Below are 26,997 nucleotides of genomic sequence, written 5' to 3' on the forward strand. Positions count from 1 at the left end.
TCTTTATGGACGCATGTAGCCAAAGTAATCCTAAAATTCTTCAAACCTGCTACTTCTCAAGGAGTAGAGAGGGCGAACAGTTTATCCCCGAGCATGTACTTAGTTTTCAGATATCAGGTACCTTAACGGTAGATGACGGTAAGAAAACCTATGTTTTGGAAGAAGGCGATTTGCGTCTGTATCGTAGAAATAAACTTGCCAAGTTTGTAAAAGAACCACCTGTGGATGGCGAGTTTAGGATAATTTCGATATATCTTGATCAGGAAACATTGAGAAAGCTAAGTAAGGAGTTGAATATTAAAGCCACAAAGCCTGCTGATATTTCAGATTCGATAATAACGCTGAGCGATCATTTGCTCTACAAAAGTTATATCGATTCGCTGGGTGTTTATTTGCAATTGCCCGAAGAGGAGCAAAAGGCAATAATGGAAACAAAAGTAAAAGAGGCGGTTCAGTTATTGTTGAAAATAAATCCCGAACTGAAAGATATTCTATTTGATTTTGACGATCCCGGTAAGATTGATATTGAAGCCTTTATGTTGAAGAATTTTCATTTCAATGTACAGTTGAGCCGTTTTGCTTATCTGACGGGTAGAAGCCTCAGTACTTTTAAACGCGATTTCGAAAAGATATTCCACACAACACCAAGTCGATGGCTTATTCAGCAAAGATTGCGTGAAGCCTATTATCTGATTAAAGAAAAAGGAAGGCAACCTTCGGATGTTTATCTGGATGTGGGTTTCGAAGACTTGTCGCATTTTTCCTATGCCTTTAAACAACTCTTTGGACACAATCCCTCGCAGGTAGCCAAGATGGGCGATATTTGATAAATAGCAAAGATTGTAATAATAAGTTAGATACAGTTGGCCTCTTCTTCGGAAGAGGTCAACTTTTTTTTGACATGAAGTATCTGTTTTAGAGTGTTTTTGTAATGTTAAGATTTGTTTAAAAGCAAGTTGCGGTTTATCCATTTTTCGGTGTGAGTTGTTCTATTAAAACATAGCATAAACTTATTAAGGTTACAGACCTTTTTGTTATTGTTTCTAAATGTAATATTATTAGTTAGTTACGATTTAAACAAACTCTAAATATTTCGTATTACTTAAATGTATTGATTATGAAAAATATTGTATTGATAGGAGCTAGCGGTTTTGTAGGATCAGCCCTTTTAAAGGAAGCTTTGGATAGAGGATATGCTGTAAAAGCAATTGTACGTCACCCTGAAAAAGTAAAGGTTGAAAACAAACATCTTCAACTAATTAAGGCAGATGTAACCGATGTGAAAAAGCTGGCAGAGGTTGTCAAAGGAGCTGATGCAGTTATAAGTGCATACAATCCGGGGTGGAGCAATCCTAATATTTACGACGATACGCTTAAAGGATACCGATCGATTATAGATGCCGTAAAGAGTGCCGGAGTATCACGTTTGCAAATTGTAGGTGGGGCAGGCAGTTTGTTCGTTGCACCGGGCAAAACGGTATTGCAATCGGGTATTATTCCCGATGCTATTAAACCGGGAGTAGAATCGTTGGCTAAGGTGTTGACTGATTATTTATTACCCGAGAAACAGTTGGATTGGGTGTTCTTCTCTCCCGCAGGTACAATAGAACCGGGTGAAAGGACGACTAAATATCGCCTCGGAAAGAACGATCTGATTGTAGATGAAAAAGGTAACAGTAAAATATCGGTAGAAGATTATGCTAAAGCCATGTTAGACGAATTGGATGCTCCAAAGCATCATCGCGAACGCTTTACAATAGGATATTAAGATCGTTTATTTTGCTATAGATTAGCTTATTATGGATAATTTAAAGTGTGTATCGGACAGTAATGTTGGTATGCACTTTTTGGTTTTTAATTTTAACTGAAAAGTTTGTTAGTCGAAAATATTCCTTATATTTGCCTCTGTATAATAGCTCTTTACATCAGAAATGAGAATAAATTTAACAAACATATTTTCGCTTAAGAATCTAAATTTTAACTGTTTAGGTTTGGATATGTCTGTCAAAAAATTAGAGAGAGAGAGAGAGAGAGAGAGAGAGAGAGAGAGAGAGAGAGAGAGAGTTAACTAATACCTATCTACATTTACAAAATCCATTCTTTATTGTTTTTTCAGAGGGAAGTCTTTTTCTTCTGAATTTTTTGCGTCTTTTAGACTCGTGGAGCCCGTACTCGAATAATTTCCCCAATAAATATATTTATAGTTTTGTCGATAATGTTTATCGTGTAACAGATTTGTTTTTTTGTTGTCGTTCAAAATCGGCACGAATTGTAAGCTTATCTATGGCACAACTATGTCAGGCAATGGTATGTAGCGATTACATGTCATTGCCTTTTCTCACTTCGATAAATGAAAATAAACTAACTAAAACAGATAAAAAGAAAATAGTAATGAGAAAAATGTTCTTGTTTATATCTTGTTTGCTATTGGTAGGCTTGCTAAATGCTCAAGTAGGCATAAACACCAAAGTGCCGTTGGGAGTGTTTCACCTCGATGGAAAAGGCAATACAAGTGCATCTCCTACTGATGCTGAATTGCGGGACGATGTGATTATGATTGCAAGTAATAACGGTGGTATAAATGTTTCTATTGGTGGAATGCCTAAGTTGGGTGCATCGCTGTCTTTAGATTCTCCCAACAAAGCCTTTTTGCCCAATAGGGTTCCTTTGACAGGGTTGTACGATCAAACGACAGTTGCTAATCCCCGTAAAAGTATGATTGTTTACAATACTGCGGAAGCGGGAACTGTGCCTGCCAACGTTACTCCGGGATATTATATGTATGATGGTGCATCGTGGGTAAGGCTTTCTACTACAGCCTATTCTCGCTTTGTAAAAACATTGGGTCTTAAAGCTAATGTTGCTACCAAAGCGTCATCGGTAATTAATTACGCAACATCTTCGGTGTTAGATTTTGGAGACCTTACCATTTACGAATCGGGTTCGTATGCTTATACATTCCAGCTGAGTGGAACTACAGATACGCATACTCAGTTTTTGATGGGGGCAACCTACCATCTTTATATTATGCGTAAGCGGTTTAATGATGCTGCGTATACAGTAGCCGACTATGCCGAAATAACTTTGCCTGTATATGCTACCGGCGAAAATGTAACTACTTCGATAACATTGGGGTGTATAGCCAAAGTGGGCGATAATATTCAGATTAGGGTAGGGCATGGAGGAACTATACCACGTGTATGGACTTTAGCTAAGGATATGACTACTCTTATGTATTGGAAATTATAGCTGTTGTAAATTTTTTATTGTATTGAGAAGTATAATAGATATAAGCTGTTGTAAATCGGTAGTATACCGTTAAATACTTTTATTTCACTAAGTATGATCAAAAAATGAATAAACTAATAACACGAAAACTAACAACGTATTTTATCTGCACTCTTATGGGCTGTGCATTTTTGCCTGCTCAGGTCGGAATAAATTCTAAAACCCCCTTATCTATATTTTATATTGACGGGCAAGGCAATAACCCATCAACGGATACACCTTCGGCACTTCAACAGCTTGATGACTTTGTTGTTAAATCGGATGACAAGGGCGGTGTAAATGTGGATATAGGTACAATACCCTCGGCTTTGAATAACACTCAACTCGAATTGGGTGCTCCTAACAGAGCATTTGTGTATAACAGAGTTGCTTTGACTTCGGTTTTAGATAAAACAACGGTACTTAATCCTACAGAAGGAATGATGGTTCTTAATACGGCTACCGCTGGAGCTTATCCCGATAATGTGGTTCCGGGGCTATATTATTTTAATGGACAGGCTTGGTTTCGTATCGAAACGAAAGATTATAATGGTATGACTCTTAGTATGCGCGATTTAGAGGAAAATCTGGAGTCTACTTTGATAACCTCTGATCCTGCTTTACCACCTGTGGGAGCATTACCTCTCAATTTTGGAAATGATATTGTGATTGATAGAACAGGCGGCTTTGCATTTTCGTTACGTCTCTATGGGCGTGTATTGTATTTGGCGGCTTCTTCAGAAATGGAAAAAACAGATTTTTATATTTATTTGATCCGTAAAGATGGCATTACTTCTGCCGAAACGGTAGAAAGCTACGTTCGGATAAATGTTCCCACCTATCCCTCCGGTGTTGGTATTGGTGCTGCGGGTTCTAATGCTATGACGTATACCGTAACGCTGGGCTGTAGTGCTAATGTGGGAGATAAAATAATATTTAAATTAGGTTATAGGGCTAACCTCCAATGGGTGTTATACTCTGCACCGCTAAAGGCTGCGAAAACCTCATTAATATATTGGAAAATATAATTGTATAGTAAATGAATAGAGATGAATAAATTGAGATTAATTATATGTTTTTTAGCGTTTTGTGTGTTAGAAATAAATGCTCAGATTGGTATTAATACGGAGAATCCACAATCTCTTTTTCATATTGATGCTTCGGGTAATAACTCGATAACAGGCGTTCCAAGTCTTGTGCAAAACCAGGACGACTTTTTGGTAAGGCTCGATAATGAAGGACAAGCAAATGTGGGCATAGGTGTATTACCTGCCTCTGATACGCGTACTCAATTAGAGTTGGGTGCTAATGATAAGGCTTTTATGACAAACAATGTTGCGCTGAGTGGTACAAATGATCTGGCTACGGTGCCCAATCCGATAGATGGAATGTTTGTATATAATACAGTTTCAGGTGGAAGTATGAATAATCGGGTTGTTCCCGGTTTGTATTATTTTGAAGGAGGAGAATGGCATTTAATATTAATTTCGTCGTTGGGCGAAAGCCTCACTCTTAAAGATTTACAGAGCGATGTTACAACACGACTCAATCTGAACTCTTCGACTCAGGTAGGTGCCGAAGATATGGATTTTGGCAGTATTAATATATATGAATCGGGTTCGTATGCTTTTTCTTTCAGATTGTATGGTTCTACAAGTAACGATAGTCCCGAAGCAGTTAGAGGTATATTTTATATTTGGTTGTATGTGAATGATGTACTAATTGACTTTGCGGAAATGAATACTCCGGCATTTATTAATAAACAGCCCATATCTTATTCTGTAACATTAGGAGCCTCTGTCAATGTTGGAGATGCTATTACGTTTAAACTCTCTAAATATGGTGTGGATACTGGCCCTATTGATTATAGTAAAAGGAGTTGGACGCTGAAGGCGGCTCCTGGTCAGAATATAGCTAAGACTACGATGATTTACTGGAAACTTTAATCTTCTCTTACTGTAAAATCTCTAATTGTTTGGAATTATATTTCGTACAATTCGAGAGGTAAACCATCGGGGTCGGAAAAGAATGTAAACCGTTTGCCCGTAATTTCGTCAGTGCGGATAGGTTCGGTTTCTATGCTAAAGCTGTTGAGGTGATCAATGGCTTTTTCTATATTATCGACACTGAATGCGAGATGCCTCAAACCTTGTGCTTCGGGATAGGACGGACGTTTGGGGGCATCGGGAAATGAGAATAATTCGATTTGCGAATTGTTGTCTATCCTCAAATCTAGTTTGTATGATTGGCGGTCGGCACGATACGTTTCGTGAATGATTTCGAATCCCAGAATACGTGTGTAAAAGTCCTTAGACTGTGGGTAGTCTGAGCAGATAATGGCTACGTGATGTATATGCGAAAATTTCATTTCTCTTTTTCTATTTTAAATTAGTCCCGACGATTTCAGAAACATCAACAGTCCTGAAGAATACGGTCATGTACAATTACAAATGTCATCCATAAGACAACTAGAATTGATAGCAAATTTAGAATTGTGAGGGCTATGTAGTAATTCTTCTGAAAACCAAGAGGTTTACTTGTGATCTTTTTAGCATAAAACTTAGAAGCAATTGGTATCAGAGCAATTAATGATAATATGATAACTCCGGGATAAACTCCCGTCATTGTAATGCCTATAATGCCGAGTACTGCTACCGTAAGGCTTAGTACCATTGCTATTGAAGTAACAATGCCGAATACTTTCTTTCCCATTTTATAAGATGCTGTTTACTGTTTTTATAACGACAACTGTTTGTTTTGAGTCGGGCAAATGAGGTATTATCCCATTCACCATTTTTTCGATGCTAATATAAGAAAGTGTTTTATTAATTAGATGTTTGTCTATTATAAAACTTATTGCTCTTCTGTATTTTTATACCGTTTTATATGAATACGGATAACTTTACGATAAAGATAAGTATAAGTAAAGATATGGTTGTTTATTTAATTTGTTCTTTTCGTGCCCGACAAAAAGCGTTACCTTTGTGCCTTGTTATTCAAAGTTTCAAATCTCAAAGAGAGAGCTATTCTTTTTAAATTATATATTGATTATGAGTTCTACAATTACATTCTATATTGCCCGACATGGTAAAACATTACTAAATACGCTCGATCGTGTACAAGGATGGTGCGATTCGCCTCTTACGCCCGAAGGAATAGAGGTGGCTCAGTTCTTGGGTGCAGGCTTGCGCGATATTCGTTTGGATGCCGTTTATTCGAGCGATTTGCGCCGTACCCGTCAAACTGCAGAGGTAGTATTGGGTCAACAAGGACAAACCGATTTACCTATAAATGAAGTTTACGGATTTCGTGAAGCATGCTTCGGTAGTTTCGAGTCCGATTTTAATACAAAGATGTGGGGTAATGTTGCCCTTTTTCTACAATATGTGAAGATGGAAGATATGTATCGTGATGTATTTCACGGAAAAATATCTAACAAAGAGGCTCTTGATGTGATAAGCAAACTAGATCATATGGGACTTGCCGAAACTTTCGAACAAGTAGAAACACGTTCTCAGTCGGCTTTGCGCGAAGTTGCTGCTAAAGAAACTGCTGATGGTAAAGATAAAAATGTGCTTGTAATAGCTCATGGTATGAGTATTATTTGTATGTTGCAGAGTTTAGGAGGCAAAGAATTACTGAAAGGGCATCTCGAAAATGCTGCTGTATGTAAAGTTACTTATCGTGACGGAAAATTCGACGTACAATCGATGGGTGATATGAGTTATGTACATGCAGGCAGAAGCCTGGAAGTGAAAAAATAAAATATATATAGCGTATGAAAAAATCAATACATGCACTTACTTACATCTGTTGCATAGCTGTTTTGGCATTAGCATCATGTAAAGGTAAACCCGTTCAGGGCGATGGTAACGTAATAAGTCACGAAGTGCCGATCGAAATTTACAGCGAAATAAAAGTAGAGGGAGCCATCGATATCGTATATAATGCAAAACCCGATGAGGCGGCATATTTACGTATCGAAGCCGATGATAATATTATTCCGCTTATAGATGTGAAGGTAAAAGGTCGCTCGCTTACCGTAAAGGCTAAAGAAAGCATTAACCCAAGCCGATTTGTGATATATACCAATTCGCCCAGCTTGAAATATGTGGAGAGCAAGGGAGCATCTAATATTACTCTTCAAGGAGCAGTTGCAGGCGATGAGCTTAAAATCGAAATGAAAGGTACGGGCAATTTTAAAGCAGATAATCTGGTTTATGATAAAGCCGAATTTCAATTGAGAGGTGCAGGCAACATGGATATGTCGGGACAGGTTCATAAAGCAAAGATCGATATTTCGGGAAGTGGAGATGTCAAAGCATCAGATTTGGCGGTTAACGAAATGGAATCGATAATAAGAGGCAGTGGCAATATCGAAATCAATGTTTTAGACAAATTGAGTGCCGAAATAAAAGGAAAAGGTACAATTGCTTACAAAGGAAATCCTCAAATAACCAAGAACAATATAAAAGGTGCAGGTGTGTTGAAAGTGCTTCAATAAACCGATCCGGAAATATTACATATACTATAAAAGAGCGTCTTAGGATGCTCTTTTGTTGTTTGTATAGGTATTCTTTATTAAAAATTATATCTTTGTTAAAACCTTGAATATTTTTTATTTAAAATCGAATACTATGAAAAAGTCTTTATTAATTTTTTCCGTACTAGCATGTATCTTGTTTTCCACAACGTATTGCACTGCTCCCAAAAAGGAGGGCTGGCAATTGGTGTGGGAAGAAAATTTTGATGGAACTACGCTCGATACTTCGCGTTGGAGCCGTATACCGAGAGGTACAGCCGATTGGCAGAACTATATGAGTTTTTCCGACTCGTGTTATGAAATGAAGGATGGTAATTTGGTCTTGAAAGGTATCGTGAATAACGATCTTCAATCGGATACAGTACCTTTTTTAACGGGTGGTGTCTGGACAAAGGACAAAGTAAGTTTCAAAAACGGTCGTATAGAGATTAGAGCCAAGCTGGGCGAAGCCACAGGAGCATGGCCTGCTATATGGATGCTGTCTCAGAATGAAGGATGGCCTATGGGTGGCGAAATAGATATAATGGAACATCTCAATTTTGACAGTATTGTTTATCAAACAGTACATACTCATTATACGTATGATCTCGAAATAAAAGACAATCCTGTAAATGGAGGCACAAACTTACTGAACAGAAACGACTACAATATATATGCGCTTGAAATAAATGCCGATAGTCTGGTGTTTTTTGTGAACGATAGCCGCACTTTTGCCTATCCTCGTATTGAGACAGACAAAGAAGGTCAATATCCGTTTGATGATGATTTCTTCTTGCTGATTGATATGCAGCTTGGCGGAAGTTGGGTAGGGGGTGTAGACCCTAAAGATTTGCCCGTTGATATGAAAATAGATTGGGTGCGTTTCTATCAGAAGCAATAAGCAAGGTCTTAGACCTTTTTAGGTTTGGCTTATCGGATATCTTTTCTAAAGTTTCTATATTTGTATGTATAACAACTAACTTGTATTGAATGGGCTTATTAGAGTTCTTGGGAGATATATTAGGCGACTTGCTGACTCCATCGAGAGATGGAAGTGGCGATAAAAAAGGCAACGATGGTTGTTTTTGGTACGGACTGGTTATCTTCTTCATTTTTATAGGCGTATTTGTTTGGTTGAATATTAATTGATAACTCTCGATGATAAAGCATCATCGACGAACGAATATAGAATGAAACATATTGATACTATCGCATTTGATGCGGATGATACCCTTTGGGTAAATCAAACTTATTTTGACGAAACGGAGTATCGTTTTCGTGAACTTCTGGAAGAGCATTTGCCGTATGAGCAAATTTCGGAAGAACTGCTTAAGATAGAGATAAATAACATGCCAATCTATGGCTTTGGAGTAAAAGCCTTTACCCTATCGATGGTAGAGGCTGCTCTCAAAATATCGGATTACAAAATCAAGCCGGAGGTTATTCAGCAAATATTAGATTTAGGTAAAGAAATATTGTTGAAGCCAATAGAACTACTCGATGGTGTGGATGAGGTTATGAAGATGCTTAGTGGAAGGTACAGACTGGTAGTAGTTACTAAGGGCGATCTGCTGGATCAGGAGCGAAAACTTAGTGCTTCGGGCTTAGAACATTATTTTCATCATATTGAAATAATGAGCGATAAGCAACGGAAAGATTACCGCAAACTATTCAAGAATCTGGATTGTAAACCCGAAAACTTCCTGATGATAGGTAACTCCCTGAAATCGGATATTGTACCCGTTTTAGAATTAGACGGATATGCTGCTTATGTACCTTTTCACAGTACATGGGCACACGAAAAATTGGAGGATAAGGTGATACATCCCAACTTGGTGCGAATAGATAAGATAACCGAAATATTACCATACTTGATACGATGAAACAGAAACTGGATATAGAAAATTGGGTTAGAAAAGGCCATTACTTATTTTTCAAGAACTTTGATGAGCCGTTTTACGGTGTTTGTGTTAATATAGATTGTACAAAGGCGTACCGAAAGGCAAAGGAGCTTAAAACTTCTTTCTTCCTTTACTATCTGCACAAATCTACATGCGCCGTCAATAGCGTAGAAGCTCTTCGCTATCGTATAGAGGGAAACGATGTCTATCTGTATGATAAGGTTGATCCTGAGGCTACGATCGATCGGCCTAACGGTACATTCGGATTCAGCCACATGGAATTTCACGAAGATTACAACCTTTTTGTTGCTGAGGCTTCTAAGGTGGTAGATGAGGTGCGAAATAGCACTTCTATGGATTTTTGTGCAGCAGTGAATGCCATTCATTATTCGGCTGTACCTTGGATTAACTTTACATCGCTATCGCATGCCCGTAATTTTTCGAGAGAAGATAGTTGTCCTAAAATATCATTTGGCAAAATGACGGAGGTTGATGGTAAACTATCTATGCCAGTGTCTATTCATGTGCATCACGCATTGGTGGATGGCGCTCATATCGGACAATATATTGATGAATTTCAGAAACTGATGAACGATTAGTGCCTTTGATATGTTTATTCGTAGTGGTTACGATAATCTTTAGAAATCTTTTGATTAAATAAGCTATAGTAACTATTCTACTGAATTGAGATGAACAAAATATATCACATAATTTATTAATTAGTAGCATGAGCGACTTTAAAGAGCAATATTGGAAATACTCGTTGTTGATTATCATCATCATCTTGGGTGGAATAGTATTTAAGGAAACTCTGCCTTTTTTAAGCGGAGTTTTGGGGGCTTGTACTGTATATGTGCTTGTACGCAGGCAAATGTCGTATCTGTCGGAAACAAAAAAAATGCGTAGAAGTATTGCGGCAACCATTATTTTGGTCGAGGTATCCTTGATCTTTCTGGTGCCTGCTTTTTTTGTTATATGGCTTCTTGTAAACCGATTGCAATCAGTTAATCTAGAGCCTAGTGTACTCATCAAAACCATTCAGCACCTGATAGATCTTATTCAGCAAAAAACAGGTTACGATCTACTGAGTGGTGAGAATCTGACTATGATTACTTCTAATATTACAGGTATTGTACAGATGTTAGTAGGTCAGGTAAGTTCTTTCCTTATCAATTCGTTTGTACTTCTGTTTGTGTTGTATTTTATGCTGTTGGGCGGTAAGCGTATGGAATCGTACGTATATGATATATTGCCTTTCAGGAATAAGAATAAAAAGGACGTGATAAAATCAGCCAAAGTAATGGTTACTTCCAATGCTATTGGAATTCCACTTTTGGCTTTGATACAAGGTTTTATAGCGATGATCGGTTACTTGATTTTTGGAACACCCGATCCCGTTATTTTCGGTTTTCTTACTTGTTTCGCTACCATACTACCACTTATAGGTACTGCTTTAATATGGTTTCCATTGGCAGCCTACCTCGCTTTGACGGGAGATTGGGCGGGTGGAATTGGTCTTGCTATTTATGCACTGGTTGTAATCTCGAATGTAGATAATCTGGTACGTTTTCTTTTACAGAAGAAACTTGCCGATACGCATCCTATGGTGACCATTTTCGGGGTGATACTCGGATTATCTCTGTTTGGCTTCTGGGGTGTGATATTCGGACCCTTGTTGCTATCGTTATTCCTTCTGTGCTTCGATATGTTTAAACGAGATTATATTGATGACCCGAAATAAGGTTAGGGTTGATTCTCGAATTTCTTTAGAACCGATTTCAGCATACTTCGTACGATGATGCAATGAAACGGATATATAATTGAGAAATACGCCCTTCCTAATAAATTATGGAACTTAACCAGAGTAGATACAGTAACATCTTTATCTCTCTCGTTAAGTTCTTTTACTTTAATAGACAGATACATAACCAAATGCTTATCGTTGGCACATAATATGGTTTCTTCGTCCGATTTGTCGGCTATGCTCATAAATTTGTGAGTACCTCCTGTTCGTATGCTCTTCTCCAGTTCGTGTCGGCTGCCCTTGTTCCCTCCTTGTATGCCAAAAGGTTTCACCAATAGATCGCGCAGATCGAAAAGATTGTCTACCCATTTGGGAGGAACTGTCCAAAATGCCACCATAATATCGTCGGCAGATACTTTTTTCTGGCTGCTAAAGTTACATTGAAGACATTCGGTGTAATTGGCTGGCAGGTATTTATAGATAAGATCAGCCTGCTGTATGTGCGATTTCCTTATTTTCATGCTCCTTATTTACTTTTCCTTTAAAGGTATAAAATAGTTAGATGTAAGGCTCTGTTCATGGTCTGAATAATTTTATTTCTCGAAAATTAAACAAGCTCTTATGAATATAAAAAGCCCGAACTTAAAGACACTGGTTCTTGTTCGGACTGTTCTGTGCTTTGTTATCAACACCAAAATACTATTTGCGTTGTTTATAGCGGATTTATGTATGTGGCTTTTTTCTCTTCCTCTTTCTTTAATTCCTCCCTTTCGGCTATGGCAGCGTATATATTGTTTTCGATTATACAATATATTATATATTCGTGGCGATAAGCCGAAATACTAATATCTATTGTTTTCTCTCCGATTTTCCATCTGGCAACAGTTGTGAATCCGTCAGGTCTCAAATCTGTAATGCGGGGAAATGGACGTTCATATACCGGTTTTCCGTATTTTTCGGTAAATGCCTCACTCAGTCTCTCCGTTTTTTCTTTCAATGATCCGTTTAAGTTGCCTGCTGGTGAGGGAAATGTTTTAAGTTGTACTCTATAAAGAGAATCGTTGGCCAGATAACCTTCAAATTGAAATTCATCTCCATTAACTTTAACTGTAACAATGTAGATTGGGTTAAAATAATGTTCTCCGGTTAGTTCACTTTCTATACCTACTTTTGAGTTTTTGACTTCCTCCCATGTCATTCCGAACTTTAGATCACCAAAAGCAATTAAGCTCAGGCTATCGGTTCTTATCTTTTCGAGCCTCAGACTATCGGCTATAAACTTCTCTCTTTCTGCTTTTTCCTGAGGAGATTGGTAGTTACATGAAAAAAGAAAAACAAACAATAAGGCAAGCCCTGCCGTTAATTTGTACATAGTGTTTTTATTAGTGATTAAATTTTTCCAAAAATAGTAATAAATCAAATAATAATCAATTTTTAGTTTTTGTAAAGAATGAAAATGGGTACTATGTTAATGCAATGAACATAAATTAAGAGATGGGTGTTTAACCTACATAAGAACCATAATACTAATATAAATATAAAAGCGACCAATAGATATGGGAAAGTTTGAGATAGTAAAGAGAAAGAACGGAGAGTTCCAGTTTAATCTTAAGGCTGGTAACGGACAAGTGGTTTTAACGAGCGAAGGATATACAACAAAAGCAAATTGCCAGAATGGTATTGACTCTGTAAAGAAAAATGCAACAGAGGATGCTCATTATGATAGAAAAGAGGCTGCCAATAAAAAATATTATTTTAATCTGAAAGCAACAAACGGACAGATTATTGGCTCCAGTCAAATGTACGAAAGTGAGGCAGGTAGAGAAAAAGGAATAGAATCGGTAAAAAAGAATGTTCCCGAAGCAACAATAGCCGATCTTTCTATTGAGATTTAAATACCGACCTAACTAATATATCTAAATTGGGAGAGGGGTAGTCTTGTATAAAGATTGCCTTTTCTTTTTTTTATGCCTTTTGACAATTATCTGTTGTTGAGTGCTGTTTGATAAGCCTCGTAATAGGGTGTCGAAATAAATGGACCTTTAGGAAAAGATGCATCCTGCAACTCTTGCATGGCATACATATCGTCACCAATCATCCACGGATAAAAGCCGATGTAATTTTTCAGAAGAAATAGCAATTGATTATCGGTTTGTTGTTCAACACCGTTTAAGAAGATTTTATTTACATACTTTCCACCAACGCATAGCTGATCTTGCGTTCCATTCTCATAATTGATTATTGCCACCAGTCGGGCATCGATGGGCGATGGCTGAGGTGCAGCGTGTAGCGAATCTATTCTGCTCTTTAGCTTACTTATTCTTATAGAGTCGTTTATGGTGGCATCTAATACCCCTTTACGATCTTTATCGAACTGTGGTATATTTAATTGGATATCATTGGGATTAACGGCTGATTCTGCTTCTACGATGTAATTGTAATACAGAACGGAGATACTACTTATATTGCCTTTAGGTTCTGCCATTTCGGTTTCTGGCTCAACTGTGTTGCTTTTTTTCTGTTTGTTGTTACAACTTGTTACAGCCAATAGAAATAGAGTGATAAATATAAGGTAATGAGTTTTCATTTTATGAAAGATTGAGTTATTTGATAATGTTTTTAGGCAGTATATTTAATATTTTAGGATGGCTGTTGAATCGTTTGACGAAAGTCAATTGTAGAGTTCCCGAGGTGAGCATTGTGCTTGCCTCTTCCGACATTTGTACCGATATCCTGTTTGCCAGAACCGATACTCCAATAGACCAGTCGTGTGCATGGTATCCCGCAGATGCTCTCGGAAATAAATTGGGATATACTTCTAGTTTTTGTTTTCCGAAGCGATCTATTCTTTCAGCACCCACATTTACACCCACCGTCATAGAGCCTGCAACAAAATAGTGCTTCTTGATGACCCACGTATAGCCATAGCCGCCACTAACGCCAACTTGAAAATTGTCGAACTGTTTTTGGTTATTAGGCAAAACAGCAGTCAAAGTACTGTCGGAGCGGATTCGGCTCTGGAAGACACTACCTCCTAAAAGGAAACCTCCTGCCGATTTTATTTGTTTTTCGCTGAGGTTATAAGCTGCTTTGTATGAGAATTTTTTGTTGTTGAATACATACATCCCATGTGCACCGTATTGAGTTATTTGTACATCGGAAGCTCTGATATAATTTTCTTCATCGTCTTCATATACTTTATTATAACCCCGATAGTTTTGCAGAAAGAGATCAATTACAAATTTTCGGGCATAGTAATGGTATTGAAAATCGAACGATTTAGTTCTGCCTTTACTCTTATCTCTCAAAAACTGAAAGCCGTAAGATCCGCTCATACTTAAGTTTTTCCAGGTAAAGCCCAGTCCTATATTCACGGGAGTATTGGGTACCAAAGAAAAATTGCGCATCGATTTGGCCTCGTATTCCTGCGATAGGCTAAGAAACTTACTTGAAACAGATGTTTGTATAGAGAATTTCTGCTCGAAAGGAACAATGTACAGGCTATCTATCTGTGCAATAGATGCGCTTTGATACAAACCAATCAAAAGTAAGAAACTAATGAATCGGGCAGAAAAATTACTAATTAGAGTTTTCATTGGGGAAATAGTATTCCTCATTACATTACCTGCATATTGAATGAGCGCCAAAGATAAACATTTTTAGTGTAGAGGTAATAAATATTAATAAATGAAGAATAAAGAGTTTTATTTAAAACAAAACCTTGATTTTAAACGTTTGATAAATAAAAGATCACAGTATCGCCTCTGTGTAAAATGAATGGGCTGATACTTTTATTGACTAAAAAATACTATTATGGAGAAAGAAAATTATGAGTTGATAGACAATAGCCCCGAAAATAGGTATGAGTTTCGAATCGGTGACGAGATTGCGAAAATAGAATACATAAAATCGAAGAATGGCGAGATATACCTCACTCATACCGAAGTACCCGTTGTTCTCGAAGGAAGGGGAATCGGTTCGCAATTGATCGAAAAAGTACTTCAAAATATAGAATTACAAGAACTTCGCTTAGTGCCCTTATGTCCGTTTGTGGCTGGCTACATTCAAAAACACCCCGATTGGAGACGTATTGTGATGAGGGGAATCAATATTTAAGAATATAATTTTTTTGTAGGCGTAAACTTCTCATCCACATTGGACAGACGGAAAGGTCTGCCCTTATGATATTAAATAGAATCAAATACGTTTGTTTACTTTAAATAAGAACGATATGATGGATATTAATAAAAAAATAGAATATTCGAATGGCGAATTGACCATTATCTGGCAACCTTCTCTTTGTCAGCATGCAGGTATCTGTGTAAAAATGCTGCCAATGGTATATAATCCGCAAGAAAGACCTTGGTTAAAGATAGAGAATGCCACTACAGAACAATTGATGGCTCAGGTAGATGCATGTCCATCGGGAGCTTTATCTTATAGAATCGAAAAGTAACTAAGGGTTTTAGCCTTTTTTATTCATATAAATCAGTGGTTGTTACTAATCACTGATTTTTTTGTGAAAACTAAATTTTTTGAATAGAAAGAGATATACTGTTTGAGCTTTAAATGCCTTGAAAATTAATATTTTAAAGTTGTTTCTTCAAATGTATGATATTTAATATATTACATGTTGATTGGTCTGAACCGCTTTTAGTATTATATTTATGAAAGTAAAGTGGTTTCTTTTAGAATAAACATCGAATATTAATTTTATATATAATACTTATTAGAAAATGGCGTACACAAAAAAAATGCTGGCTGTATTACTTATAAGCGTTTGTGCTTATGGTAGTTTGTCGGCCCAAGAATCTGATTTCGATCTGGCATCTCAAAGATCAGAATCGCAGGATGTATTGAAAGTTCCCGGTCAAAAACTAGATCACAAAGGAATAATAATAAATCCTACTCCCCAAAGTATTAAGATAAATGAAGCTGGTAAGCTCGATATCACTCAAGGAGTTGACTTAAACGATAAGCAGGGTAAGTTTTCAAAAGACCTGGCGTTTCTTCTGCTTGTTAAAAAAGGAGCTAAACTTACCATCGATTATGGTACAAATTTAGCTACTAAACTAGGTGTGAAAAATGTATCAGGAGCATACATCCTGACTATCGACAAAGCCGGAATATCTATTACAGGATACGACGAGAGAGGTGCTTTTTATGGTTTACAGACACTTAGGGAATTAGTAAAAAGTCCGATAGCAAAATCGGGTAAATTACCTTATTTGGTAATTAACGATTATCCCGATCTTAAATATAGAGGTGTTGTTGAAGGATTTTACGGAACACCATGGTCGCATGAGGTTCGTATGTCTTTGATTGACTTTTATGGTAGATTCAAGATGAATAGTTATCTGTATGGACCTAAGGACGATCCTTATCACAGTTCACCAAATTGGCGACTTCCTTATCCAGAGTCAGAAGCAAAAAATATACATGAGCTGGTAGAGGCTTGTAATCGCAATAGAGTTGACTTTGTTTGGGCAATTCACCCCGGAGTAGACATCAAGTGGAATGAAGAGGACTATGTTAACCTAGTCAACAAATTCGAGATGATGTATGATCTTGGAGTACGCTCATTTGCAATTTTCTTTGACGATATTTCGGGAGAGGGAACCAATCCAATCAAACAAACTGAGCTTTTGAACAGACTAAATACCGATTTTGTAAAAGTAAAAGGTGATGTGTCGTCTTTAATCGTTTGTCCTACTGACTATTCTAAACTGTGGGCAAATCCTTCGCCACAAGGAAGCCTTGCCATATACGGCGATACACTTGACCCATCGGTAGAGGTATTTTGGACTGGTGATGCTGTGTGTACGGATTTAACTAGAGAGACTATGGATTGGGTTAATTCTCGTATTAAGAGACCTGCATTATATTGGTGGAACTATCCGGTGACCGACTATGTACGCCACATTATTATGCAAGGACCTGTATATGGATTAGATACTAGTTTGACTCAAGCTGATGTGAGTGGTCTTGTAAGTAACCCAATGGAACATGGCGAGGCTTCGAAACTGGCTCTTTATGGTGTTGCAGATTATACATGGAATATGAGTGCTTATAATCCTATTGATAACTGGGAGAGAGCCTTTGAGGTACTTACACCTGAGGTAAAAGATGCTTATAGAACGTTTGCAATACATTCGAGTGATACCGAAACGGGTTATCGCAGAGATGAATCGTGGGAAACCGAGACTTTTAGAATTGGAAATTATACAGATCAACAATTCAACAATCTATATAAAGAATTTGAGAAAGTAGAGAAAGTGCCTTCTGAACTTCATGCAAATTGTAAGAACAAAGCTTTGGTGAAAGAACTTAGCCCATGGCTTGAAGAATTTGGTAAACTGGGAACTAGAGGTAAAAAAACTCTTGATATTACTCAGTTTTACAAATCGGCAAATAACCCAGATTTTTGGGCGGCTTATGTAAATAATCTGATGAGTGCAGAAGATAGAAAAGCATATGAGGCTCATAAATCGGGAACAATGAAACTTCAGCCGTTCTATGAAAATGCGATGGATGACATGTTGTACGGATTCTTTACCAAACTAACGGGCGAAGTGCCTGCATCATACAGAGGTATAGCATCATACAGTAATATGAAAACGACTCTTAGCAAGCTTATGTTTGATAATGACTCGATAACTCATTATACATCGGGTACAGGACAATCGACTGGTGATTGGATTGGGGCAGACCTAGGTCGTATAAGAGATGTGTCGGAAGTATCTATCTTACAAGGTAGAAATTCGGTTGACGATGTTGACTACTTTGACCATGCAATACTTGAGTATTCGGTAGATGGAAAAGAGTGGAAGCCTATGATCGACAATATGAAGAATCAGTATATTATTAATTGGACTGGTGAGCCGGTACAAGCTAAATACATAAGATTAAGAAAACTAGAATCGTCTAAAAAGAACTGGGCGGCTATTCGTTCGTTTGAAGTGAATCCTGTGAGAGCCGAACATTTAGGCTTTAAGGTTGAAACTGACAATTTAAATGCTGCTCTTTATGCTTTTGACAGTAATCCGAGTACTTCGTTTTTAAACAAAGGTATTCTGGCTTTTGAAGTCCCCAAGAATGTTACAGGATATACTATGTTGCTAAAACTATCGGGCAACGATGCAGATTTGGTAAAGCTGAGACAAATTGCAAAAAATGGAACTTTGATATCTGAAACTACTATCAACACTCCTTTCTTCATTGTGAACCTAGAAAAGGGTGTAGCGAAGGTAGAGATTGAAGGTAATGTCGAAATATTCGAGATTATTCCAAATAAAAAATAAAGTATGATTTGTAGGTGAAGTTTTCACCTCTTACACTATTTCATTCACCCTATAATAAAAAGACCAATCAGATTTTGACTGATTGGTCTTTTTATTGTTTAATATTTTCTTTTTGTTAAAAAATGAATATAATATAATCTTTTGTATTGTTTTTCGTTATTAATCTGACTTTGTGTTTAAGGTGAATTTTAAGTAACATCATTTATTGTATGTGTGGAATTGTAGGTTACATTGGTTTTAGGGAAGCGTACCCTATTTTGATAAAAGGATTACATCGCCTCGAGTATAGAGGCTATGATAGTGCAGGAGTCGCTATAATGAATAGCAATAACGATCTGTCTATCTATAAGGCTAAGGGTAGGGTGCAGGATTTGGAAGAGTTTGCAAAGGATAAAGACCTCTCGGGAACTATCGGTATAGCTCATACCCGTTGGGCAACGCATGGCGAACCGAGTAATGCAAATGCTCACCCTCATTATTCTCAAACCGAATCTCTGGCTTTGATTCACAATGGTATCATTGAGAATTATGCAGTGCTAAAGGCTGAACTGAAAGCTAAGGGATATACATTCCAAAGTAACACCGATACGGAGGTATTGGTACAATTGATTGAATACATAAAGAAACTGAACGATTGCGATTTGTTTACAGCCGTTCAATTGGCATTAAATCAGGTAATAGGTGCTTATGCTATTGCTGTGATTGAGAAGGGAAATCCCGATCAGATTATTGCAGCCCGCAAAAGTAGCCCTTTGGTGGTAGGTGTTGGCGAAGGAGAGTTTTTTCTGGCTTCCGATGCTTCGCCCATTATTGAATTTACGAATAAAGTAATTTATTTGGATGACGAAGAGATTGTAGTTATAAAACGTGACGAAGAGCCAAAGGTGGTGACTATATCGAACGTTCAGAAAACGCATAAGATAGCAGAGCTGGAAATGAATCTGAGCCAACTGGAAAGAGGCGGTTACGATCATTTCATGTTGAAAGAAATTTTTGAGCAACCCGAAACCTTGAGAAGCTGCATGAGTGGGCGTATCAATGTAGAGGGAACTAATGTTACCCTTTCGGGGATAATAGACCATATTGATAAATTTAAGAAAGCAAGACGTATTCTTATCATTGCTTGTGGTACTTCGTGGCACGCAGGTTTGATTGGCGAATATCTTATTGAGGAGTTTTGCCGCATACCGGTAGAGGTTGAATATGCTTCGGAGTTCAGATACCGCAATCCGGTGATTGAGCCTGATGATATTGTTATAGCCATTTCTCAATCGGGGGAAACTGCCGATTCTTTGGCTGCTATCGAACTGGCTCGCAGGGCAGGTGCTTTTGTATATGGAGTGTGTAATGTGGTGGGTGCTTCCATCCCTCGTAATACCGACTCGGGTTCGTACACGCATTGTGGTCCCGAAATTGGGGTGGCTTCAACCAAAGCATTCACGGCTCAGGTGATGGTGCTTACGATGATGGCTCTCACTATCGGCAAAGAAAAGGGAACGGTTACAGACGAACGCTATCTTCACTTGTTGAAAGAGCTGCAAAACATACCCGATAAGATTACTTCTATTCTGGCTCTGAATGATAAAATAAAAGAGCTTTCGTTGATATTTACATATGCTCACAATTTTATTTACTTAGGACGCGGATATAGCTATCCAATAGCTTTGGAAGGGGCTCTTAAGCTGAAAGAGATTTCTTACATTCATGCAGAGGGATATCCTGCTGCCGAAATGAAACATGGTCCAATTGCTCTTATTGATAACGAAATGCCTATTGTAGCCATTGCCACAAACAATGCTATATACGAAAAGGTAGTGAGTAATATTCAGGAAATAAAAGCTCGTAAGGGCAAAGTTATAGCTATCATAAACGAGGGCGATCAATCGATAAAAGCATTGGCAGATTATTCGATCGAAATACCTTCGACCGATGAGTGTCTCGATCCCTTGTTGTCGTGTATTCCTTTGCAATTGCTAGCTTATCATATTGCTGTGAATAAAAACAGAGATGTGGATATGCCTCGTAACTTGGCAAAATCGGTTACGGTAGAGTAATTCATCACATAGTATATAAATGGGGGCGAACTTTATGAGTTTGTCCTCATTTTTTTTGTTGAGAACTGATAATAGAAAAACTATTATTCTAAAGAAAAAACAACTAGTTTTGAGACTGAATAATAAAATACAATTTTCAAAAACATTATCGATATGAGAAAGATAATCCTAGATTTGGCAGTAACCCTTGATGGCTTTATAGAAGGTGCAAACGGAGAGGTTGATTGGTGTATAATGGACGATGATATGGATTTCGATGGTTTTCTTCGGAGTGTTGATGCTATATTTTATGGTAGGGTGAGTTATGATATGTGGGGTAATTTTCAACCCGATTCAAACTCTACCCAGGTAGAAATAGATATATGGTCGAGAGTTCACTCCAAAAAGAAATATGTTTTTTCGAGCAACCCAAGACAAGATAATAATGCTACTTTCATAACTTCTGATTTTGCGAAAAGAGTAGCTCAAATTAAACACGAGCCAGGTAAAGATATATGGCTGTATGGTGGTGCAAAATTGACTGAAACCTTTATGGAACTTGGTTTGATTGATATATACAGAGTCTCTATCCATCCGATACTATTAGGGACAGGTAAACCTTTATTCGAAAATCTGAAAGAGAGGGTAAATCTCGAATTGATGGAAGTAAACAGATTCAAGTCGGGCGTTGTACAACTTATCTATAAGCACAATAAATGAATGGCGAATAGCCGGTATTTAGAGTCCTATAATAGGCAAATTGTAAACATGTTGTTGTAAGTTTATTTCTCTTCCTTCTTTTTCATTTCCCGTATCATCTTATAACGGATGAAGCTGAGGAATAAGCCGACTATAATAATTATCGACCAAAGAAATATAGGCTCTTCAATCCATATTTTATCTCGTTGGTGAGAGTGTTCCTTATCTTCTATCTTTTGAAAATTAGATGTCTTTACGATTTGTAAATCTTCGGGAATCTCTTCTTGAAAGTATTTGATATCGTAATCCGAACTGGGCGAGATGTCCTTATTCCCGATAATAATGGTATAGCATTGTCCCTCTTCGAGGTAAGCACATAAGTAGCGATTCAGGGCATACGCTTTTATAGAATCTATGGTAAGCGGAGGGTTACCTTTATTATCGATAACAATAGTTGCATCGGGCGATATGCGAGCACTATTCAATACAACGGTATTCGCGCCTTTAGACGATAGATCGAATCTTAGTGTATAGTCTTTGCCCTTTATTTCCGACTTGCGATAATATTCAGCCTTACTGTTTATAAAGAAGATGAGCTTGTTGAGGCGATAGTTGTATGGCAGATCGGTAAAACGGATGTATGTCTTTTTATCGGTGCTGTCTTTTCTTGTAAATTTACCCAGATCTATTTCTGTTTGTTGAGCATAGATGTTCGAATTCTTGAATCGTCCCACTTTCAATACTTTGAGTGGGCTGGGTTGATTATTAGAGAGCGTAATCTCATAGTATTTGTAATTGCCCTGAGGAAAATCTACTATCAGTATTTCGTTGTTTCCTTCTTTAAATCCCGAATAGGTAATATTCTCTTGTTTCTTAACAATGTACCAATTCTTAAGGTCGTTGCTACCTCTTAGTCGTGCATACTTATCAACCTCGGCACTTTCTAAAAAGATAGAGAATCTGCTTAGATTTTCACCGTTTTCATTCTTTACAATAATTGTATTGATACTGTCTTTCTCGGTGTTGCTTTCAAGCTCATAACTTACAAATTCGTTGATTGCCCTCACAGGTGTTTGTGCCCTCACAAAGTAAGGCACTTCGTTACCTATGGTATCATTTATTCTTATATCCGAAAAGTCGATATCATTCGATACGGCAATAATTCGCTTATCGAGTTGAATATTATAATAGCCACTTTGCTTTATGGTATCAATATCTGCAACAAACCAAGTTTGTGCCGTTATACACAAACTGATGAGAGATAATACAATTGATAATAAATATTTCATCGTTTATTATTAAAGGTTTTAGGTCTCAGACCTTTTTATAATTTAATCAGGCAGAACAACTACGCTTCGTTATTGTCCTTGAATTTTCTTTGTAATAGTTATTTATAAAACTTGCTGATCGTTTTCGGGTGTGTCTTCTTTTACCAGAGTTTTGATTTTTTGTTGGAGAAACGACACTAAGAGAATAATAACTCCTAACATGATGAACGACACTATGCGTCCCGCTTGCGACATATGCCATACATCGTATGCATAGAATTTAACGATAATAAGGGCGAAGAAGATGAGAGATATTTTACGAAGAATAACCTCTTTGCCTTTCAGTCCCCATATCATAAGTGTCATAGCAATAAGTGCCCATAGAACGGGGAACACAAATGTGCGTACATCGTACAATACATCGCTGTAATTATCGATATTGCTGAATATCATAACGCTTATATTTTCGGTTTCGATACCCAATAAAAGTGTCGATATAATAGTCATTCCCCAATAGAACGGTTTCAATTTAGAGGGAGCTGCCGTTTTAATGTTTCTCACAAGAGTAATTATAACCAGAATAACGGGTATAAGTGCTACAAAGTGCAGTAAGAAGTATGCTCTGGGGTAGGTTGGTAACCAGAATGTATAATCTCTAAGTTCTGTTACATAATACCAATATACCAATGAATATACTACTGTAAATAACGAAAGGAGTGCAAAGATGAATCCTCGTTTTGCAATTTCTTTTCTGTACACAAAGCTAAGTATCGATACATATACCGCAGTATAGGCAGTCATTATCATATAGCGTAAGCTTGTATTGTAATCTAGTTCGAGACGATATTCAACGTGGTAATTGATCTCTAGGAAAGGAACCAGATAAGTAAATGCTATAAGTATAAGCCCGATAGCACGTGTACATTCTTTGATGCTGAATAACTGTACACTGCCGATTCTTATAATGGAGTCGCTATCCTCTTTGCGCAATAGTAATTTACTGGCGAAGAAACCTGCTATAACAACCAGCCCCGTAATACATATAGAGTTGAGAACGATAGGCATTGCTGCTTCGGTAGGCACATAGTTGTGCGCAATATCGAGCAGGTAGGAGAATATTACAAGTCCTGCAACAATAAGGAATCCTATGCGGAATATCTGTATTTGCGATTTTTGCCACAGCCATAGCAGAACAGCCATTTCTACTGCCCAGAACATGGTGATGACGTAGCCATTCATTTGGATGGGTATTGCCAGATTAACAAAGGTCATTACCACCCCTATGATCAAATAGATAAGATTGCGGTCGATCTCGCTTTTGCGGAATAGGGCAATCATAATTACGGCGTTTATAGCTGCAATAACAATGGTGATAAGTCCATTGATATCGTATGTGTAATCGGAGAATATGGTTAAGCAAGCTAGAAAGAACGACAGGTTATTAGTCAGGATAAGTATTGCCTGATAGATCGTTATTTTGTGTTCGCCTCTAAAATGGTCTAGCAATGCTAGTATGTAGAACTGAACAAAAAATAATGTTGCAAATAGGGTTGCTCCTTTAAATTGATTGTCGAACGATGATATCATCCACGACCAGAAGAATATAAGAGTAAGCACATAGGATATGATACCAATTACATGCCATTTTTTGCGGAAGGCAAGAATAAGCATTCCCGTATTCAGAATAAGTATATATGAGAACAGAACGATGTAGTTGCCGCTGCCCGTACTTATCATAAGAGGTGAGGTAAACCCACCTAGTAGCGAGAATATGGCTAGCTCTTTGCGATCGTAATACAATGATAGGATTACCGAGAATATGGTGATGGCAATGAGTAAAGCAAAGGCAATGGGTTGCGAAAATAGTTCGTATTCTCTGAAAGCGAGGGTCACCGTTATGTAGAGTACCGAGATACCGCCACCGACGAGTATGGATGAAAATACCTGATATTTTTCTTTCAGTTTGTGAGCAATACCTATTATGATACCTCCCGTTAGTAGACCTATGCCTACACGTCCGATTTCGTTGATCCACTCTTGATCGATGGCATATTTAACGAAGAAAGCAATACCTAGTACCAGTGTTACGATACCTATTTTTGCTAATAGATTTTCGCTGAATATTTTCTCGATAAAGCCTTTTTCATGTTCCTCGTTTTTAGCTTTGTTCTGAGGATTTTCGGCTATTGTTGGTTGTTGGAATACTTCCGAGAACGATGTTTGCGGTGTATGTCTTGTATTGTTGAAGGCTGCATAAACAGGCGTTTCGCTTACAGATAGCTCTTCTTCCGCTGCTGTTTCTTCTATTGAATTTTCTATTGTCTCGGGTGTTTCAATAACCACTTCCTCTATAAGAGAGGTGGTAGGAGTAACGGGTTTCTCTTCTTCCTGAGGAGGAGTGTTTTCGACCGTTTCTTCTGTTGGTTTAATTGAATCTACAAATTGTGTAACCTGTGCCTTGTCAGCAAGGTTTTGTATTGCATCCCGAATTTCTTGGATGTCTTCCTTCGTTGCGGTTTTGTAGAATAAATCCTTAAGCTTTTTATTGGTATCCAGTAAATTGCTGCTTAGGTAGTTCATGTTATTGCCTTGTGTGTTGATCTTAGTCATTATCACAAACAATAATACGGCTATTATAACAAGGATTACTAATATAAGTCCTTCCATATTTTTGTATTTTAGCGTTAGTTGTTTAGCTTGTTTTTAAGTGCTGATATAGTCTCCTTTAATATCGGGTGATAAATGTCGGGAGCTATTTCAGCCAAAGGGGCAAGAACGAAACTGCGTTCGTGCATATGCGGATGTGGTATTACCAGATGAGGATACTCTAGAATTTGGGTGTCGAACAAAAGTAAATCTATATCAATCGTGCGATCGCTGTAAGTGTGATTAATAGATTTAGACTTACGCCCCAATTCCCGTTCAATAACCTGTGTACATTCCAGCACTTCCAGTGGTTGAAGTGTAGTTGATACACAACAAGCTGCATTCAGAAATGTATTTTCTGAATCGAAGCCTACGGGCTGCGTTTCATATAATGACGATAGGGCTATTATTTTGCCTATGCGAAGTTCTATTTGTTCGATTGCCGCCTGTATATTCTGTATCTTGTCGCCTAAGTTAGTGCCCAAAGCCAGATATACATCGTGCAAATTGTTGTTATCGAGCATTTTGTTGTATTTTATTCCATGCCTTATATACTAAGGTCTGCGATGCAAATATATATATAAATTACTACGTGAGGGTAGAATTGGCTATTTTAGCGATTAGAGTTTTTAAGGATTGGGTTAATTAAGGTTAATCTAAGCCTGCTCCATTAATCCTTTTGATGGTTTCTGCATCTGACTAAATATACGGAACACTGACCGACTGATTGTACCATTTAAAGAACTAGATTATGAAAAAGATTATACTATCAATAGGCTTTCTAATAGCAATGGCTGGTTTCTCAGGAACTGAAGCTGCCAACATAAACGTAAATGTAAATATAGGAGTTCAGCCTGCATGGGGACCCGTAGGATATAACTATGCAGCATTCTATTATTTCCCCGATATTAATGTGTATTACAATGTAAACCAAGGGCTGTTTATGTTTCCACGTCGAGGACGTTGGGTATCGGCTCGTTACCTTCCTGTTATGTATCGCAATTACGATTTGTACGGGCTTTATAAGGTGGTGATTGCCGATAATGATCCTTGGCGTTTTAATACTCGTCATATACACGATTACAGACATTTTAGAGGTAATAGAAATCAAATAGTTATTCGTAATAGTCACGACAATCGTTATAGAGACAGTCGCAGAAACGAAGTAAGATGGTACTACGATAACAGAGGACGAGGCAATAAGGACAAAGGACGTGACAGGGACTATAATAACGAACGCGACAAAGGGCGTGACAACAATGGACGATACACAGCGAGTCAACGTGAGAATGACCGAAATGGACGCAAAAGCGATTCGGATCGCAACAAGAATGGTCATAGACGATCGGATAACAAATCGGACAATAACAAACGTTCGGAACGTTCAAGTAGTAGAACAGATACCAAGTATGTTGAAGTTTCGCGTTCCGAAAAATCTGAAAGATCAAGCGAAAGAGCTTCCGTTGATAGAAGCAATGGACGTTCGTCAGCTGCACAAAGAAGATAGTGAAAAAACGAGTGTCTTTATAATAAAGAGTAAGCACTCATCAGGAATTTCAAAAAGATAAGGTTTAGTTTTGAATGGTTTTTTTAAGTGTAATACAGGTATCTAAATG

General features: G+C 37.6%; 28 protein-coding genes. 19 read left to right on the forward strand and 9 right to left on the reverse strand.

From position 1 onward, the window contains the following. The first annotated feature begins 5 nt into the window (after positions 1–5). The 5 genes from IR022_RS01350 to IR022_RS01370 all read left to right on the forward strand — a co-directional run bounded on the left by IR022_RS01350 (position 6) and on the right by IR022_RS01370 (position 5,213). Positions 6–827, forward strand: a complete 822-nt coding sequence (locus IR022_RS01350; protein WP_194202329.1) for an AraC family transcriptional regulator — start codon at positions 6–8, stop codon at positions 825–827. 290 nt (positions 828–1,117) lie between these two features. Further along, the gene (locus IR022_RS01355) at positions 1,118–1,768 is read left to right on the forward strand and encodes an NAD(P)-dependent oxidoreductase (protein WP_194202330.1); all 651 of its coding nucleotides are present in this window, start codon (positions 1,118–1,120) and stop codon (positions 1,766–1,768) included. A 515-nt stretch (positions 1,769–2,283) separates the two neighbouring features. Next, a complete protein-coding gene (locus IR022_RS01360; RefSeq protein WP_194202331.1) occupies positions 2,284–3,249 on the forward strand; it encodes a hypothetical protein in 966 nt (321 codons plus the stop codon). 104 nt (positions 3,250–3,353) lie between these two features. Beyond that, a complete protein-coding gene (locus IR022_RS01365) occupies positions 3,354–4,295 on the forward strand; it encodes a hypothetical protein (RefSeq protein WP_194202332.1) in 942 nt (313 codons plus the stop codon). A 63-nt stretch (positions 4,296–4,358) separates the two neighbouring features. Further along, complete coding sequence (locus IR022_RS01370) at positions 4,359–5,213, forward strand: hypothetical protein (protein WP_194202333.1); 855 nt, start codon at positions 4,359–4,361, stop codon at positions 5,211–5,213. A gap of 35 nt (positions 5,214–5,248) precedes the next feature. Here IR022_RS01370 and IR022_RS01375 read toward each other — a convergent pair whose 3' ends face one another. Then, positions 5,249–5,635: a VOC family protein gene (locus IR022_RS01375; RefSeq protein ID WP_194202334.1), complete on the reverse strand. Its 387-nt coding sequence runs from the start codon at positions 5,633–5,635 to the stop codon at positions 5,249–5,251. Between the two features lie 44 nt (positions 5,636–5,679). After that, positions 5,680–5,979, reverse strand: coding sequence for a hypothetical protein (locus IR022_RS01380; RefSeq protein ID WP_050711362.1), 300 nt, complete (start codon positions 5,977–5,979; stop codon positions 5,680–5,682). A 338-nt stretch (positions 5,980–6,317) separates the two neighbouring features. Between IR022_RS01380 and IR022_RS01385 the strand changes: the two genes are divergently transcribed. The 7 genes from IR022_RS01385 (at position 6,318) to IR022_RS01415 (ending at position 11,431) form a co-directional block, all read left to right on the forward strand. Next, on the forward strand, positions 6,318–7,031 hold the full coding sequence (locus tag IR022_RS01385) for a histidine phosphatase family protein (protein WP_194202335.1): 714 nt from the start codon (positions 6,318–6,320) through the stop codon (positions 7,029–7,031). Positions 7,032–7,045: 14 nt separating this feature from the next. Further along, complete coding sequence (locus IR022_RS01390; protein ID WP_050711360.1) at positions 7,046–7,771, forward strand: head GIN domain-containing protein; 726 nt, start codon at positions 7,046–7,048, stop codon at positions 7,769–7,771. Between the two features lie 133 nt (positions 7,772–7,904). Continuing rightward, the gene (locus IR022_RS01395; protein ID WP_194202336.1) at positions 7,905–8,690 is read left to right on the forward strand and encodes a glycoside hydrolase family 16 protein; all 786 of its coding nucleotides are present in this window, start codon (positions 7,905–7,907) and stop codon (positions 8,688–8,690) included. Between the two features lie 89 nt (positions 8,691–8,779). Then, a complete protein-coding gene (locus IR022_RS01400) occupies positions 8,780–8,938 on the forward strand; it encodes a hypothetical protein (protein ID WP_157258368.1) in 159 nt (52 codons plus the stop codon). A 41-nt stretch (positions 8,939–8,979) separates the two neighbouring features. Further along, positions 8,980–9,672 (forward strand): HAD family hydrolase, encoded by a 693-nt coding sequence (locus IR022_RS01405; RefSeq protein WP_050711358.1) that lies wholly within the window; start codon positions 8,980–8,982, stop codon positions 9,670–9,672. After that, on the forward strand, positions 9,669–10,289 hold the full coding sequence (locus IR022_RS01410) for a chloramphenicol acetyltransferase (protein WP_050711357.1): 621 nt from the start codon (positions 9,669–9,671) through the stop codon (positions 10,287–10,289). Before IR022_RS01405 ends, IR022_RS01410 begins: the two co-directional genes overlap by 4 nt. Before the next feature lie 128 nt (positions 10,290–10,417). Continuing rightward, positions 10,418–11,431 carry an AI-2E family transporter gene (locus IR022_RS01415; protein ID WP_194202337.1) on the forward strand — a complete coding sequence of 338 codons (1,014 nt, stop codon included), beginning with the start codon at positions 10,418–10,420 and terminating at the stop codon, positions 11,429–11,431. A gap of 2 nt (positions 11,432–11,433) precedes the next feature. Here the strand turns inward: IR022_RS01415 and IR022_RS01420 are convergent, their stop codons facing one another. Both IR022_RS01420 and IR022_RS01425 read right to left on the reverse strand, forming a co-directional pair. Further along, the gene (locus IR022_RS01420; protein ID WP_194202338.1) at positions 11,434–11,955 is read right to left on the reverse strand and encodes a DUF2867 domain-containing protein; all 522 of its coding nucleotides are present in this window, start codon (positions 11,953–11,955) and stop codon (positions 11,434–11,436) included. 191 nt (positions 11,956–12,146) lie between these two features. Next, positions 12,147–12,806, reverse strand: a complete 660-nt coding sequence (locus IR022_RS01425; RefSeq protein ID WP_194202339.1) for a hypothetical protein — start codon at positions 12,804–12,806, stop codon at positions 12,147–12,149. A gap of 184 nt (positions 12,807–12,990) precedes the next feature. On the opposite strand from IR022_RS01425, the gene IR022_RS01430 reads away from it, so the two are divergent. Beyond that, complete coding sequence (locus IR022_RS01430; protein ID WP_194202340.1) at positions 12,991–13,329, forward strand: YegP family protein; 339 nt, start codon at positions 12,991–12,993, stop codon at positions 13,327–13,329. A gap of 86 nt (positions 13,330–13,415) precedes the next feature. Here IR022_RS01430 and IR022_RS01435 read toward each other — a convergent pair whose 3' ends face one another. Continuing rightward, positions 13,416–14,021: a hypothetical protein gene (locus IR022_RS01435; RefSeq protein WP_194202341.1), complete on the reverse strand. Its 606-nt coding sequence runs from the start codon at positions 14,019–14,021 to the stop codon at positions 13,416–13,418. Positions 14,022–14,037: 16 nt separating this feature from the next. After that, a complete protein-coding gene (locus tag IR022_RS01440) occupies positions 14,038–15,081 on the reverse strand; it encodes a DUF4421 domain-containing protein (protein ID WP_194202342.1) in 1,044 nt (347 codons plus the stop codon). A 166-nt stretch (positions 15,082–15,247) separates the two neighbouring features. On the opposite strand from IR022_RS01440, the gene IR022_RS01445 reads away from it, so the two are divergent. From IR022_RS01445 to IR022_RS01465, 5 genes are all read left to right on the forward strand, one after another. After that, the gene (locus tag IR022_RS01445; protein WP_050711351.1) at positions 15,248–15,550 is read left to right on the forward strand and encodes a GNAT family N-acetyltransferase; all 303 of its coding nucleotides are present in this window, start codon (positions 15,248–15,250) and stop codon (positions 15,548–15,550) included. Positions 15,551–15,674: 124 nt separating this feature from the next. Next, positions 15,675–15,890: a (4Fe-4S)-binding protein gene (locus IR022_RS01450; RefSeq protein WP_194202643.1), complete on the forward strand. Its 216-nt coding sequence runs from the start codon at positions 15,675–15,677 to the stop codon at positions 15,888–15,890. A 280-nt stretch (positions 15,891–16,170) separates the two neighbouring features. Next, the gene (locus tag IR022_RS01455) at positions 16,171–18,735 is read left to right on the forward strand and encodes a beta-N-acetylglucosaminidase domain-containing protein (protein WP_242053009.1); all 2,565 of its coding nucleotides are present in this window, start codon (positions 16,171–16,173) and stop codon (positions 18,733–18,735) included. A 209-nt stretch (positions 18,736–18,944) separates the two neighbouring features. Continuing rightward, on the forward strand, positions 18,945–20,789 hold the full coding sequence (glmS, locus tag IR022_RS01460) for a glutamine--fructose-6-phosphate transaminase (isomerizing) (RefSeq protein ID WP_194202343.1): 1,845 nt from the start codon (positions 18,945–18,947) through the stop codon (positions 20,787–20,789). A gap of 153 nt (positions 20,790–20,942) precedes the next feature. Continuing rightward, a complete protein-coding gene (locus tag IR022_RS01465; RefSeq protein WP_194202344.1) occupies positions 20,943–21,488 on the forward strand; it encodes a dihydrofolate reductase family protein in 546 nt (181 codons plus the stop codon). A 62-nt stretch (positions 21,489–21,550) separates the two neighbouring features. On the opposite strand, the gene IR022_RS01470 is transcribed toward IR022_RS01465, so the two are convergent. The 3 genes from IR022_RS01470 to folK all read right to left on the reverse strand — a co-directional run bounded on the left by IR022_RS01470 (position 21,551) and on the right by folK (position 25,905). After that, positions 21,551–22,756: a hypothetical protein gene (locus IR022_RS01470; RefSeq protein ID WP_194202345.1), complete on the reverse strand. Its 1,206-nt coding sequence runs from the start codon at positions 22,754–22,756 to the stop codon at positions 21,551–21,553. 102 nt (positions 22,757–22,858) lie between these two features. Continuing rightward, positions 22,859–25,402, reverse strand: coding sequence for a DUF2339 domain-containing protein (locus IR022_RS01475; RefSeq protein ID WP_194202346.1), 2,544 nt, complete (start codon positions 25,400–25,402; stop codon positions 22,859–22,861). A gap of 17 nt (positions 25,403–25,419) precedes the next feature. Next, a complete protein-coding gene (gene folK / locus IR022_RS01480; RefSeq protein ID WP_050709137.1) occupies positions 25,420–25,905 on the reverse strand; it encodes a 2-amino-4-hydroxy-6-hydroxymethyldihydropteridine diphosphokinase in 486 nt (161 codons plus the stop codon). A 227-nt stretch (positions 25,906–26,132) separates the two neighbouring features. Between folK and IR022_RS01485 the strand changes: the two genes are divergently transcribed. Further along, the gene (locus tag IR022_RS01485) at positions 26,133–26,888 is read left to right on the forward strand and encodes a hypothetical protein (RefSeq protein WP_194202347.1); all 756 of its coding nucleotides are present in this window, start codon (positions 26,133–26,135) and stop codon (positions 26,886–26,888) included. Positions 26,889–26,997 lie beyond the last annotated feature (109 nt).

Origin of the sequence: Dysgonomonas sp. GY617 (assembly GCF_015233815.1) — a bacterium.
Lineage (GTDB): Bacteria > Bacteroidota > Bacteroidia > Bacteroidales > Dysgonomonadaceae > Dysgonomonas_A.